General features: G+C 74.1%; 12 protein-coding genes. 9 read left to right on the forward strand and 3 right to left on the reverse strand.

All coding sequences use genetic code 11. From position 1 onward, the window contains the following. Positions 1-43: 43 nt before the first annotated feature. From OG900_25985 to OG900_25995, 3 genes are all read left to right on the forward strand, one after another. Positions 44-553, forward strand: a complete 510-nt coding sequence (locus OG900_25985) for a hypothetical protein (GenBank protein WUH93224.1) — start codon at positions 44-46, stop codon at positions 551-553. A 103-nt stretch (positions 554-656) separates the two neighbouring features. After that, positions 657-1,529: a MurR/RpiR family transcriptional regulator gene (locus OG900_25990; GenBank protein WUH93225.1), complete on the forward strand. Its 873-nt coding sequence runs from the start codon at positions 657-659 to the stop codon at positions 1,527-1,529. A 119-nt stretch (positions 1,530-1,648) separates the two neighbouring features. Next, a complete protein-coding gene (locus OG900_25995) occupies positions 1,649-2,191 on the forward strand; it encodes a hypothetical protein (GenBank protein WUH93226.1) in 543 nt (180 codons plus the stop codon). A 23-nt stretch (positions 2,192-2,214) separates the two neighbouring features. Here the strand turns inward: OG900_25995 and OG900_26000 are convergent, their stop codons facing one another. Beyond that, positions 2,215-3,534, reverse strand: coding sequence for a diaminopimelate decarboxylase (locus OG900_26000; GenBank protein ID WUH93227.1), 1,320 nt, complete (start codon positions 3,532-3,534; stop codon positions 2,215-2,217). A gap of 140 nt (positions 3,535-3,674) precedes the next feature. On the opposite strand from OG900_26000, the gene hutU reads away from it, so the two are divergent. The 4 genes from hutU (at position 3,675) to hutI (ending at position 9,299) form a co-directional block, all read left to right on the forward strand. Further along, positions 3,675-5,333, forward strand: a complete 1,659-nt coding sequence (hutU, locus tag OG900_26005; protein ID WUH93228.1) for a urocanate hydratase — start codon at positions 3,675-3,677, stop codon at positions 5,331-5,333. 23 nt (positions 5,334-5,356) lie between these two features. Further along, positions 5,357-6,553, forward strand: a complete 1,197-nt coding sequence (locus tag OG900_26010; protein ID WUH95926.1) for an allantoate amidohydrolase — start codon at positions 5,357-5,359, stop codon at positions 6,551-6,553. After that, positions 6,544-7,932, forward strand: coding sequence for a formimidoylglutamate deiminase (locus OG900_26015; GenBank protein ID WUH93229.1), 1,389 nt, complete (start codon positions 6,544-6,546; stop codon positions 7,930-7,932). Before OG900_26010 ends, OG900_26015 begins: the two co-directional genes overlap by 10 nt. A gap of 86 nt (positions 7,933-8,018) precedes the next feature. Beyond that, positions 8,019-9,299: an imidazolonepropionase gene (gene hutI / locus OG900_26020; protein WUH95927.1), complete on the forward strand. Its 1,281-nt coding sequence runs from the start codon at positions 8,019-8,021 to the stop codon at positions 9,297-9,299. On the opposite strand, the gene OG900_26025 is transcribed toward hutI, so the two are convergent. Beyond that, a complete protein-coding gene (locus OG900_26025) occupies positions 9,264-10,124 on the reverse strand; it encodes an RNA polymerase sigma factor SigF (GenBank protein ID WUH93230.1) in 861 nt (286 codons plus the stop codon). The two genes, hutI and OG900_26025, sit on opposite strands and share 36 nt — an antisense overlap. Before the next feature lie 260 nt (positions 10,125-10,384). Here OG900_26025 and OG900_26030 point away from each other — a divergent pair, with 260 nt between their 5' ends. Together OG900_26030 and OG900_26035 are read left to right on the forward strand one after the other, a co-directional pair. Further along, a complete protein-coding gene (locus OG900_26030; GenBank protein WUH93231.1) occupies positions 10,385-10,753 on the forward strand; it encodes an STAS domain-containing protein in 369 nt (122 codons plus the stop codon). Between the two features lie 138 nt (positions 10,754-10,891). Next, complete coding sequence (locus OG900_26035) at positions 10,892-11,389, forward strand: ATP-binding protein (protein WUH93232.1); 498 nt, start codon at positions 10,892-10,894, stop codon at positions 11,387-11,389. A 189-nt stretch (positions 11,390-11,578) separates the two neighbouring features. Here OG900_26035 and OG900_26040 read toward each other — a convergent pair whose 3' ends face one another. Beyond that, complete coding sequence (locus OG900_26040) at positions 11,579-13,030, reverse strand: PLP-dependent aminotransferase family protein (GenBank protein WUH93233.1); 1,452 nt, start codon at positions 13,028-13,030, stop codon at positions 11,579-11,581. Positions 13,031-13,041: the final 11 nt, after the last annotated feature.

Here is a 13,041-nt window from a genome sequence, read left to right on the forward strand (position 1 = left end):
GCCGGTCGGCGGGGGACGGGGAAAGAGGGGGCGTGGGGCGGGTATGGGCGATCTGACGGGCCTCGCCATGGGCGGGGCGGACGCGGGCGGTAGGGCGGGGGGCGCGGCGGCGCGGGTGCGGCGGCCGCCGCCGGGGAGTGAGTGGCGGCGGCGGGCGCTGGCGGTGCCGGGCCTGGTGCTGCTGGGCGCGCTGGTACTCGTCGGCGCGGCGCTGCTGCTGAACCGGCGCGGCAAGCGGGCGGACGCGCTGTGCCACCAGCTGCCGGTGCCGTGGTCGCTGTTCGCGCTGACCTACGCGGCGCTGGTGTGCGGGGTGGCGGCGCTGGCGGTGTGCGGGCTGCTGTTCAGGGCGGCGCGGCGGGAGGGGCGGCGCGGGGTGGACTCCTGGCAGGGCAGCCTCGCGCTGGTCATATCCGTGCCCGGTGCGCTCGCGGTGCTGTTCGAGGCGACGGCCGTGTACGCGGTGCACGCCCAGGCCGGCGTGGGCTACTGGAGTTGCGCCGGCGCCCGGGTGCTGCCCGGGGCGCAAGGCCTGGCGGCGCTGCTCCAGTGACGCGGACGGGCGATGTCGCGACTCTTGCCGGAATTGCATACCGTCATGCAGAGTCTTGGGCTAGTGAATAAGTGCCGGTGGGCGGGTTCAGGGAGGGGCGGCGATGAGTAACGCGGCCGGGGGCGATAACGGGACCTCGGGCGCGGCCGGCGGTGCCGCGGGCCGGCTCCTGAAGCTCTTCGAGGCGCACCGGCTGACCCCGACCCAGCGCAGGATCGCGCACTGCCTGGTGCGCAGGGCCGCCGACGCGCCCTTCCTGTCCAGCGTGGAGGTGGCCGAGCTCGCCGGGGTGAGCCAGCCGTCGGTGACCCGGTTCGCGGTGGCGCTCGGCTTCGACGGGTATCCGGCGCTGCGCAGGCATCTGCGCGAGGTGGCGCCCTCGTCGGCGGCGCCGGAGGCGGGCTGCAACGAATACCAGCAGGCGGTGCTCGCCGAGATCGAGAACCTGCGGCATCTCGCGGCGCTGCTCGCCGACTCCGGGCCGGTCGCCCGGGCCGGCGCGGTGCTCGCTGGATCGGTGCCGCTGCCGGTGCTCGGGCTGCGGGCGGCCGGGGCGCAGGCGCGCGGCTTCGCGTACTTCGCGGCGAAGGTCCACCCGGACGTGCGGTTGCTGGACGAGGGCGGCACGATGCTCGCCGACCGGATCGACGCGGCCGCGCGGGCGGGGGCCAGCGCCCTGCTGTGCTTCGCGCTGCCCCGGCATCCGCGGGAGGTGGTCGAGGCGCTGGTCCATGCGCGGGAGGCGGGGCTGACCGTGGTCACCGTGGCGGACAGCGCGTTCGCGCCGGTCGCCGCGCACAGCGACCTGCTGCTGCCGGCCGCGGTCGGGACCGGGCTGGCGTTCGACACCGCGTGCGCGCCGATGCTGCTCAGCCGGGTGCTGCTGGAGTCGATGTGCGACGAACTGCCCGACGCGCAGGCGCGGCTGGAGGAGTTCGACGCGCAGGCCGCGGCGCGCGGGGTCTTCGTGGAGTGAAACGGACGCCGGCCGAAATCGTACGTCTTAACGAAAATCTGAGAATTCCGAAGTAACCTCCCGAGCACTTGTCAGGCGAAGCCGTGCGATGGACGCGGCGGCGGAGGAGGAGGCGCGACGTGGTGCGCGGGGCCTACACATTGACGCGGGTGGCGGTGCCGGTGCGGACGGCGGGGACCTGGCTGTGGTGGCTGGGCGTCGTCGCGGCGGTGCCGGGGACGGCGGTGACGTTCAGTCCCACCGGGCGGCGGATCGGGGTCATGGCCGGTGCGGCGCTGTTCGTCATCGCGGCGGTGGCCGTCTTCCTGATACGCGGCGGCCGGCAGAGCGCCCGCGCCGGGGCGGCGACCAAGGCGGCGAAGTCGGTCTACCTCCAGGACCGCAAGGTGACCGCTCGCGCCTGGACGCGGCGGCGCCGGTGGTGGCTGGTCGCGGCCTTCGTCGTGGCGGCGGCGTCCTCGCCGGCGCTGCCCTGCGCGGGCGGCATGCTCCTCGGCGGTGTCGGCGCGGGGCTGTTCGCCAGGTCGTTGCGGCTGGCCCGGATCGAACGCGGCAAGGACGCGCTGCTGTGGGTGCGCCCTGACGGCGACCCGGCCGCGTACCAGTTCACCGGCATAGCCGCCGGTGACGCCGCGCCCGGCGGCGGCCGCCGCCGGCGCTGAAGCCGGCGGTCCCAGGCGGTGTCCTACGGGGTGAGCGGGGGAAGGCCGGCGCCGCTCTCGGTGAGGAGGTCGGCGAGGGACTGGGCCCGGCGGACCGGGGAGAAGGCGGGCGCGGAGCCGGGGGCGCCGGTGTAGGCCCAGACGGCAGGGCGGGGCAGCGAGTTGTAGGCGAAGTGCGTCGAGAAGTAGTAGGCGCCGGTGTCCAGCAGCGCGACATGGTCGCCGGCGTCCAGGCGCGGCAGCGTACGGCCGCGGGCGACCAGGTCGCCGGCGAAGCAGCAGGGCCCCGCCACGTCCTGGACGACCGGGTCGCCGCTCTTGGGCCGGCCCTTGGGGTCCAGGGCGAGGACCCGCAGCGGCCAGGCGTCCGGGGCGAAGACGGTGCGGGTGGCGACCTGGGCGCCCGCGTGGGTCACGGCGATCGCCCGCCCTCCGGCGGACTTGGCGTATTCGACCCGGGCGAGGACCGTGCCGTGCTTGGCGAGCAGCGCGCGGCCGAATTCGGTGACGATGCCGTAGCGCCCGTCGAAGAGGCCGGGGACCTCGGAGCGCAGCAGGTCGGCGTATTCGCCGAAGGTGGGGGTGACGTCGTCGGAGCCGAAGTTGACGGGCAGTCCGCCGCCGATGTCCAGGACGGTGACCTGCCGGCGGCCGGCGGCGGCGTTGATCCGTTCCGCCAGGTCGTAGGCGGCCCGCACACCGGCGGCCATCAGCCGCAGCGGCACGCCCTGGGAACCGGTGTGGGTGTGCAGGCGGTTCAGCCAGGGCCGCTCGGCATAGGTGCGCAGCACCCATTCCTCGGCGCCCGGGTCGCGCAGCGCCACGCCGAATTTGGAGGTGGCGGTCGCGGTGCTCATCGCGTCGATGCTGCCGCCGCCGACCTGCGGGTTGACCCGCAGCCCGATGGGGGAGGCGGAGGGGGCGACGGCCAGCAGGGCGTCGATCCTGGCGATCTCCTGCGGATTGTCGGCGTTGACGGCGATACCGAGGGCCAGGGCCTCGCGCAGTTCCGCGGTGGTCTTGGCGGGGGAGTCGAGCACGGTGCGCTCCGGCGGGATGCCGGCGGCGCGGGCCAGGGCCAGTTCGCCGGGGCTGGCCACTTCCGCGCCGAGCCCGTACTGCCCGAGCAGCGCCAGGACGGGCACCAGGGAGGCGGCCTTCACCGCGAAGGTGTGCTCGACGGCGACACCGGGGGTGGCGAAGGCGGCGTGCAGCGAGGTCGCCGACTGCCGGATGCCGGCGATGTCCAGCAGCCCGACGACCGGTTCCGCCTCGCTCACCAGGCCGGAGTCCACCGCTGAGCGCAGCGCCTGGTCCCGGCGTACCGCCGCGTCGTCCGTCATGGACGCCATCCCACCATCCCGGCCTGCCGCGACGCCAGCGCGCCCTGGCCGCGGCGAGCGCTGGGCGGGGCCTTGTTGACTAGAGCTATTCAGCTGGTCAGGATGTGAATATTCAATGCCATGACGAGGAGGCCGCACCGATGACGGGACCGAGGCCGGTACGCGCGCCGCGCGGTACGGAACTGAGCGCCCTGGGCTGGCAGCAGGAAGCCGCGCTGCGCATGCTGCAGAACAACCTCGACCCCGAGGTGGCCGAGCACCCCGACAAGCTCGTCGTCTACGGCGGCACCGGCAAGGCCGCCCGCGACTGGAAATCCTTCGACGCGATGGTCCGCACCCTGCGCGGCCTGAAGCAGGACGAGACGATGCTCGTCCAGTCCGGCCGGCCGGTGGGCGTCATGCAGACCCACGAGTGGGCCCCCCGCGTGCTGATCGCCAACTCCAACCTGGTCGGCGACTGGGCCACCTGGGAGGAATTCCGCCGCCTCGAAGCGCTGGGCCTGACGATGTACGGCCAGATGACCGCGGGTTCGTGGATCTACATCGGCACCCAGGGCATCCTCCAGGGCACCTACGAGACCTTCGCCGCGGTCGCCGCCAAGCGCTTCGGCGGCTCGCTCGCCGGCACGATCACCCTCACCGCGGGCCTCGGCGGCATGGGCGGCGCCCAGCCGCTCGCCGTCACCATGAACGGCGGCGTGGCCCTGTGCGTCGACGCCGACCCGCGGGCCATCGAGCGCCGCATCGAGCACCGCTACCTCGATGTGCGCGCCGACTCCCTCGACCACGCCCTGCGGCTGGCCACCGAGGCCCGCGACGCGCGCCGCCCGCTGTCCATCGGCGTGCTGGGCAACGCGGCGGAGCTGGTGCCGCAACTGCTGGCCATGCAGGCGCCCGTCGACATCGTCACCGACCAGACGTCGGCCCACGACCCGCTGGCCTACCTCCCGCTCGGCGTCGAGCACGCCGACATGGCCGACTACGCGGCCGCCGAGCCCGCCGAATTCACCCGGCGCGCCCGGGAGTCGATGGCCCGGCACGTCGAGGCGATGGTCGGCTTCCAGGACGCCGGCGCCGAGGTCTTCGACTACGGCAACTCCATCCGCGGCGAGGCGCAGCTCGCCGGCTACGAGCGGGCCTTCGCCTTCCCCGGCTTCGTCCCCGCCTACATCCGCCCGCTGTTCTGCGAGGGCAAGGGCCCCTTCCGCTGGGCGGCGCTGTCCGGCGACCCCGCCGACATCCACCGCACCGACCGCGCCATCCTCGACCTCTTCCCGGAGAACGAGTCGCTGGCCCGCTGGATCAAGCTGGCCGGTGAGCGCGTCCACTTCCAGGGCCTGCCGGCCCGGATCTGCTGGCTCGGCTACGGGGAGCGCGACCGGGCGGGCGAGCGCTTCAACGAGATGGTCGCCGACGGCACGCTCAAGGCCCCCATCGTGATCGGCCGCGACCACCTCGACTGCGGCTCGGTGGCCTCCCCCTACCGCGAGACCGAGGCCATGCTCGACGGCTCCGACGCGATCGCCGACTGGCCGCTGCTCAACGCCATGGTCAACGTGGCCTCCGGCGCGTCCTGGGTGTCGATCCACCACGGCGGCGGCGTCGGCATCGGGCGCAGCATCCACGCCGGCCAGGTCACCGTCGCCGACGGCACCGCGCTCGCCGGCGAGAAGATCCGCCGGGTGCTCACCAACGACCCGGGCATGGGCGTGATCCGCCATGTCGACGCCGGCTACGACCGGGCCGGCGAGATCGCCGTGGAGCGCGACGTCCGGGTGCCGATGCGGGAATCGTCGTGACGTCCACCACCGGTTTCACCGCCATGTGGCAGGAGCTGGCCGCGGTCGGCAGGCACGCGGGAAGCGGCGGCTACCGGCGCTACGCCTGGACGCCGGCGGACGCCGACTGCCGGGAGTGGTTCCGGGCACAGGCCGAGGACCGGGGCCTGGCCTACGAGACGGACCGCAACGGCAACCAGTGGGCCTGGCTCGGCGATCCCGCGGCTGGCGACGCGGTCGTCACCGGCTCCCACCTGGACTCCGTGCCCGACGGCGGCGCCTTCGACGGGCCGCTCGGCGTCGTCTCGTCCTTCGCGGCCCTCGACCAGCTGCGCGGCCGCGGCGCCCGGCCGCGGCGGCCGCTGGCCGTCGTCAACTTCGTGGACGAGGAGGGCGCCCGCTTCGGAGTGGCCTGCGTCGGCTCCCGGCTGACCGCGGGCCGACTCGCACCGCAGGACGCCAGGGACCTGGTCGACGCCGACGGCGTCAGCCTCGCGCAGGCCATGGAGCAGGCCGGGCAGGACCCGGCCGCGATCGGCCCCGACCCCGAGCGCCTGGCCCTTGTCGGCGCCTTCGTCGAGCTGCACGTGGAGCAGGGCCGCGCGCTCGACCTGCTCGGCCGGCCGGTCGGTGTCGCCTCGGCGATCTGGCCGCACGGCCGCTGGCGCTTCGACTTCCGCGGCGAGGCCAACCACGCGGGCACCACCCGGCTCGTGGACCGCCGCGACCCGATGCTGACCTACGCCACCACGGTGCTCGCCGCCAGGAAGAAGGCCCGCCTCGCGGGCGCGCTGGCGACCTTCGGCAAGGTCGTCGTCGAGCCGGGCGGCGTCAACGCGATCGCCTCACAGGTCCGCGGCTGGCTGGATTCGCGGGCCGCCGACGAGGAGACGCTCGCCGAGGTGGTGGCCGCGATCGAGCACGCGGCCAGGGAGCGCGGCGCCCGGGACGGCGTCGAGGTGAGCGTCGTACGGGAGTCGTTCACCCCGGTGGTCGAATTCGCCCACGACCTGCGCGATCGGCTTGCCGCCCTGCTCGGAGCGGGTGCGCCGGCACCCGTTCTGCCGACCGGGGCGGGACACGACGCCGGAATCCTCTCGGCGGCCGTCCCGACCGCCATGCTGTTCGTACGCAACCCCACCGGCGTCTCCCACTCCCCGGCAGAAAGCGCGGCCGAGGACGACTGTCTCGCCGGAGTGTCCGCGCTCGCCGACGTATTGGAAGGTCTCGCGTGCAGGTGACGTACTGGCTGGAAAACGCCTGGCTCGGCACACACGCCGAACCGGGCATCGCCCTGACCGTGGCCGACGACCGGATCGCCGAGGTCCGCACCGGAGTCGAACGCCCGCCCGCCGGCGCTGCCGTGCTGCGCGGCCTGACCCTGCCGGGTCTGGCCAACGCCCACAGCCACGCCTTCCACCGGGCCCTGCGCGGCACCGCGCAGATCAGCTCGGGGGCCGGGGGGCAGGCGCCCGGCGGCGGCCGGCTGTCGGCGCCGACGTCCTTCTGGAGCTGGCGGGACGTCATGTACGACGTCGCGCGGGCCCTCGACCCGGACAGCTACTTCACTCTCGCCCGCGCCGTCTACGCCGAGATGGCGCTGGCCGGCATCACCTGCGTCGGCGAATTCCACTACCTGCACCACCAGGGCGACGGCACGCCCTACGGCAACCCCAACGCCATGGGCGAGGCGCTGATCGCCGCCGCCGCCGAGGCGGGCATCAGGATCACACTGCTGGACACCGCCTATCTGCACGGCGGTTTCACCCGCACCGCCTACCGCCCGCTGGAAGGCCCGCAGCTGCGCTTCGGCGACGGCAGCGCCGACGGCTGGTACGACCGCTGGTCGCAGCTCAAGGGCGAGGGCCACGCGAAGATCGGCGCCGCCGTGCACTCGGTGCGGGCCTTCTCCGACCACGACGGCTACCGGGTCTTCGCCGAGCGCACCGCCGAGGTGCCCACCCACGTCCACCTGTCGGAGCAGACCGCGGAGAACGACGCCTGCCTCGCGCTGCACGGCCGCACCCCGACGCGGCTGCTGGCCGACTCGGGCTTCTGGCGGCGCAACACGACCGCCGTGCACGCCACCCACCTCACCGCAGGCGACGTCGCCCTGCTCGGCGCCGCGGGGAGCACCGTGTGCATGTGCCCCACCACCGAGCGGGACCTGGCAGACGGCATCGGCCCGGCGCCGCAACTGCGCCGCGCCGGCAGCCCGATGAGCCTGGGCAGCGACAGCCACGCGGTCATCGACCTCTTCGAGGAGGCGCGGGCGGTGGAGCTGAACGAGCGGCTGCGGGCCAGGACCCGCGGCCACTGGACCGCGGCCCAGCTGCTGCGCGCGGCGACCGAGGACGGCCACACGAGCCTCGGCTGGCCCGACGCGGGCAAGCTGGAGGCGGGCGCCCTCGCCGACTTCACCACGATCGCGCTGGACTCCGTACGCACCGCGGGGCCGCCGGCCCGGCTGGCAGGCGAGACCGCCGTATTCGCGGCGACCGCGGCCGACGTACGCCACACGGTGGTGGGGGGCCGGCAGATCGTCCGCGACGGGCAGCACCTGCTGGTCCAGGACGTGCCGGCCGCGCTGGCCGACGCGATCGGCGCCCTCCGCGGCTGACCCGCGCCCCCGGGCCGCCCCCGACGCCGGGTGCGGCCCGCCGGGCGACCCCGACCAGCACCCACCGGCCAGCGAAAGCACGGATGATGACGACGACCGCCAACGCGGCAGGCAAGGCGACCAGCACGGTCATCACCAACATCGGCAGCCTGGTCACCAACGATCCCTCCCTCTCCGCGTCCGGCAGCGGCGGCAGCCGCGACCCCCTCGGGCTGGTCCCGGGCCCCGCGGCCGTCGTCATCGACGGCGACCGCGTCGCCTGGGTCGGTTCCTCCAGCAAAGCACCCGCCACCGACAACCGGCTCGACGCCGGCGGCCGCGCGCTGCTGCCCGGCTTCGTCGACTCCCACTCGCACCTGCTCTTCGCCGGCGAGCGCGGCGCCGAATTCGCCGCCCGGATGTCCGGCAGGCCCTACACGGCGGGCGGCATCCGCACCACGGTCGCCGCCACCCGCGCCGCCGGCGACGCGGAGATCGCCGCGAACCTCACCCGTTTCCTGGCCGAGGCGCTCCGGCAGGGCACGACCACCCAGGAGACCAAGTCGGGTTACGGCCTCACCGTCCACGACGAGGCCCGCGCCCTGGAGATCGCCGCCCGGCACACCGACGAGGTCACCTACCTCGGCGCCCATGTCGTCCCACCCGAGTTCGCCGACGACCCGGCCGGCTACGTGGGCCTGGTCACCGGCGCGATGCTGGACGCCTGCGCCCCGCACGCCCGCTGGGTCGACGTCTTCTGTGAGCGCGGCGCCTTCGACGGCGACCAGGCCCGCGCCGTCCTGACCGCGGGAATGTCCCGCGGGCTGACCCCGCGGGTGCACGCCAACCAGCTCGGCCCCGGCCCCGGCGTCCAGCTCGCCGTCGAGCTGGGCGCGGCCTCCGCCGACCACTGCACACACCTGGCCGACGCCGATGTCGACGCGCTCGCGAGCGCCGCCGACACCACCGTGGCGACGCTGCTGCCGGGCGCGGAGTTCTCCACCCGCGCCCGCTACCCCGACGCCCGCAGGCTGCTGGACGCGGGCGCCACGGTCGCGCTGTCCACCGACTGCAACCCGGGCTCGTCCTTCACCACGTCCATGCCCTTCTGCGTCGCCGTCGCCGTCCGGGACATGGGTATGACCCCCGACGAGGCGGTGCACGCAGCGACCCTCGGCGGCGCGCGCGCCCTGCGGCGCGGCGACATCGGCAGGATCACCCCGGGCGCCCGCGCCGACCTGCTGCTGCTCGACGCGCCCAGCCATGTGCACCTGGCCTACCGCCCGGGTGTGCCCCTGGCGGCGGCGGTGTGGAAGGACGGTGTGCTGCGCGTCCCGCGGGGGGCCGGCGGCCTACTCCTCGACGAGCAGTCCGCGGCGCAGCTTTGACAGCGTCCTGGTGAGCAGCCGCGACACGTGCATCTGCGAGATGCCCAGCTCGTCGCCGATCTCGGCCTGCGTCAGGTTGCCGACGAAGCGCAGCGACAGGATGGCCCGGTCGCGCTGCGGCAGCCTCGCGATCAGCGGCTTGAGGGATTCGACGTACTCGACGCCTTCGAGGTCGTGGTCCTCGTAGCCGATCCGGTCGGCCAGCGCGCCCTCCGGGTCGTCCTCGGCGGGCTGGGCGTCCAGCGAGCTGGCCGTGTAGGCGTTGCTCGCCGCCATGCCCTCGATGACCTCGTCCTCCGGCAGGTCGAGCCGGGCGGCCAGCTCGCGCACGGTCGGCGTGCGGTCCAGCTGCTGCGCCAGCTCGTCGCCGGCCTTCGCCAGGTCCAGCCGCAGCTCCTGCAGCCGCCGGGGCACCCGGACCGACCAGCTGGTGTCGCGGAAGAAGCGCTTGATCTCACCGACGATCGTCGGCATCGCGAAGGTCGGGAATTCCACCCCGCGGCTCAGCTCGAACCGGTCGATGGCCTTTATCAGGCCGATCGTGCCGACCTGGATGATGTCCTCCATCGGCTCGCTGCGGGTGCGGAACCGGGACGCGGCGAATTTCACCAGGGCGAGGTTCAGCTCGACCAGGGTGTTGCGGACGTACGCGTACTCCTCGGTCCCCTCCTCCAGCCCGTGCAGGCGGGCGAAGAGCGTCTTGGACAGGGCACGCGCGTCGACCGGCCCGATCTCGTCGTACGGGGGGATCTCCGGGAGCCCCTCAAGCCCCTCGAACTGCTCCAGCGCATGGTCCTCGTGATCCAGGCCGAGCCGGGGTGCCATGTGGTCCTCCCTTTCTTGCGGCGGTCGGCAGTGCCTATGCCGTATCTCCACCCCTACGCCTGTTGCCGGGGGCGTCGCAAGTTCTGGGGGCGTCTTGCGAGTTTTGCCCGGTCTGGACCTTCACTCACCGTGCCTGCCGCGTTATCGTACGTGAGTACGACCCGGGGTCGCTCTGGTTGCGTCATGATGACGACTACCGCCGCACCAGCGGAACGCGTAGGGTCTGGAATCGCGTCGTCACGAAGGGCGAAGGAGTGCGAATGGACCGCGAAGCGGTCGACACAGCGGGTCTCGGCCGGCTGCATGTCGAGGTCGCGCAGCATGGCCACACCGCGGTCTTCACTCCGGCAGGTGAGCTGGATCACCACACTGCCGATCTGCTGAGTGAACCGCTCGGCGCGGCCATGGACGCCGGCGTGAGCCGGCTGGTGGTCGACTGCTCGCAGCTGGAGTTCTGCGACTCGACGGGCCTCAATGTCCTGTTGAGCGCACGGCTGCGGGCGGAGGCGGACGGCGGCGCCGTCCACCTGGTCGCGATGCGGCCGACTGTCGCCCGGGTGCTGGAGATCACCGGCGCCGAGGCGGTCTTCACCTTGCACGACACCCTCGACCAGGCTCTCAGGGAGTAGCCGGATGCTGAGGGGGGCGGAAGGCGCGAAGGGTGCCGCAATGCATCCCAGGTTTCGTGGTCTCCCGGACGTGTTCCGGGAGATCCTTCGGGCAGAAGAAGGTCGGACCCAGACGTACATCCGTGAGGTGAGGCCTAGATGAGCACCACCCGGCCGTTCGCCGCGGATGACCCTGAGCCGGATTCGGGCGACCCCGCCGAGATCGGCGAGACGCAATCCCGTGAGGCGGAGTCCGATCGGCGGCTCCAGCTCACCGGTGAGAGCGGCATCGTGCCGCGGGCCAGGGACTTCACCCGGCAGGCGCTGCGCGACTGGGGGTGGCTGCCCGCCGCCACCGCCGATCGCAGAGCCGCCGCCGAGGACGTCCTGCTCGTGGTCTCCGAGCTGGTCACCAACGCGTGCCTGCACGCAGGCGGTCCGGAGGAGCTGCTGCTGCGCCGCAGCCCCAAGTCGCTGCGCCTCGAAGTCGTCGACAGCGGCCCCGGCGAGCCCGCCCCCCGCACCCCGCACCGGGCGGGACGCCCCGGCGGCCACGGGATGTTCATAGTCCAGCGCCTGTGCCTCGACTGGGGTGTCATCCGCAACGGCGACCAGCCGGGCAAGACGGTCTGGGCGGAGCTCGCGGCGCCGTCCTGAACGGCCGGTGAGCCCCCGGGCCGCCGGCAATGCGCCACGCCGTTGATACGTCCTCGGGTCCGTGGCAGTGTGCGGCGCTTTTGTCCTTACGCGGGCCCGTCGACTGCTGTGTGCCGAGCTTTTCTCCTTACGCAGGCCGGTCCGTGGCAATGTGCCGCGTCTTCGCCCGTACGCCCGCCGGCCGCGCCCTCATGGCCGCAGTACCCGCGTCAGTGCGGCGAGTGCCGCCGGGTAACCGCCCTCCCCGGGGGTGCCATAGCCGATGATCAGGCCCTGCGGGCGGCCGGGGGACGGGCTGGTGGTGCCGTCCGCGGTGTGCCAGTGCTCGCCCAGGGAGCCGACGGCGAGCCCCTCGGCCGCGGCCCGGCGCAGCGTCGCCGCCTCGTCGGGGCCGTCCTGCGGCAGGTTGACCAGCGCGTGCAGCCCGGCCGCGATGCCCCGCACCTCGACGCCCGGACGCACCGCGGCGGCTTCTAAACGCTCGACCAGCAGGTCGCGGCGGCGCCGGTAGCGCAGCCGGGCGGCGCGGACATGCCGGTCGTAGGCGTGGTCGGCGATCAGGTCGGCCAGTGCCAACTGGCCCACGGCGCCGGTGTGGTAGTCGCTGTAGAGCTTGGCCTCGGCGACCGGCTGCACCAGGTGCGGCGGCAGCACCATCCAGCCGAGCCGCAGCGCCGGCCCCAGCGTCTTGGACGCGGTGCCGAGGTAGACGACCTGGTCGGGAGCGGTGCCCTGGAGCGCGCCCACCGGCTGCCTGTCGTAGCGGAATTCGCCGTCGTAGTCGTCCTCGATCAGGAGGCCGCCGCTCTCCCGCGCCCAGTCGGTGAGCGCGTGCCTGCGGGCCGGGTGGAGGGTGACGCCGGTCGGGTACTGGTGGGCCGGGGTGACCACCACCGCGTCCATCGGCCGCAGGTCCCCGCCCGCGCCGTGCCCGTCGACCGGCAGCGGCACCACCCGGCCGCCGGCCCGCCGCACGACCTCGCGGTGGAAGGGCAGCCCCGGGTCCTCCATGCCGACCACGGGACCGCCCAGCACCCCGGTCAGCAGCGAGAGGCCCTGCACGTAGCCGGAGACGACCACGATCCGGTCGGGCTCCGCGACCACCCCGCGGGTCCTGCCGAGGTATTCGGCCAGGGCCGCCCGCAGCTCGGCCTTGCCGCGCGGGTCGCCGTAGTCGTAGGCCGCGGACGGCACGGCGGCCAGCGCGCGGCGGGTGGCGCGCAGCCAGGCGGAGGTGGGGAAGGACGTGACGTCGGGGCTGCCGGGCCGCAGGTCGTGGCGCGGCGGGCGGGCGGCCGCCGATCTGCCCGGCGCCTGCGGGGGCGGTCCCTGCGGGCGGTCGGCGACGACCGTGCCCGAGCCCTGGCGGGCGGTCAGGTAGCCCTCGGCGGTGAGCTGGTCGTAGGCCGCCTTGACCGTGCCGCGGGACAGCCCCGTCTGCCCGGCCAGCCGGCGGCTGGACGGCAGCCGGCTGCCGGGGGCGAGCCGCCCGCGGCGCACAGCGTCGCGCAGCGCCCGCTCAAGGGCCGCCCTGCGCCCGTACGAGGCGCCGGGCGGCAGGTCGAGGCGCAGGTCGAGATGCAGGTCCACACCGGTCTCCCGGTGCTCGCCCACCGATGAAGTGGGCCAGGAATCGTCCATGAAAGTGGACC

This window comes from Streptomyces sp. NBC_00433 (assembly GCA_036015235.1).
GTDB lineage: Bacteria > Actinomycetota > Actinomycetes > Streptomycetales > Streptomycetaceae > Actinacidiphila.

Excerpts from the sequence above, each read along its gene's own strand:
- OG900_25985 (WUH93224.1), top strand. The coding sequence starts at position 44 with ATGGGCGATCTGACGGGCCTCGCCATGGGCGGGGCGGACGCGGGCGGT.
- OG900_25990 (WUH93225.1), top strand. The coding sequence starts at position 657 with ATGAGTAACGCGGCCGGGGGCGATAACGGGACCTCGGGCGCGGCCGGC.
- OG900_26000 (WUH93227.1), bottom strand. The coding sequence starts at position 3,534 with ATGACGGACGACGCGGCGGTACGCCGGGACCAGGCGCTGCGCTCAGCG.
- hutU (WUH93228.1), top strand. The coding sequence starts at position 3,675 with ATGACGGGACCGAGGCCGGTACGCGCGCCGCGCGGTACGGAACTGAGC.
- OG900_26010 (WUH95926.1), top strand. The coding sequence starts at position 5,357 with ATGTGGCAGGAGCTGGCCGCGGTCGGCAGGCACGCGGGAAGCGGCGGC.
- hutI (WUH95927.1), top strand. The coding sequence starts at position 8,019 with ATGACGACGACCGCCAACGCGGCAGGCAAGGCGACCAGCACGGTCATC.
- OG900_26025 (WUH93230.1), bottom strand. The coding sequence starts at position 10,124 with ATGGCACCCCGGCTCGGCCTGGATCACGAGGACCATGCGCTGGAGCAG.
- OG900_26030 (WUH93231.1), top strand. The coding sequence starts at position 10,385 with ATGGACCGCGAAGCGGTCGACACAGCGGGTCTCGGCCGGCTGCATGTC.
- OG900_26035 (WUH93232.1), top strand. The coding sequence starts at position 10,892 with ATGAGCACCACCCGGCCGTTCGCCGCGGATGACCCTGAGCCGGATTCG.
- OG900_26040 (WUH93233.1), bottom strand. The coding sequence starts at position 13,030 with ATGGACGATTCCTGGCCCACTTCATCGGTGGGCGAGCACCGGGAGACC.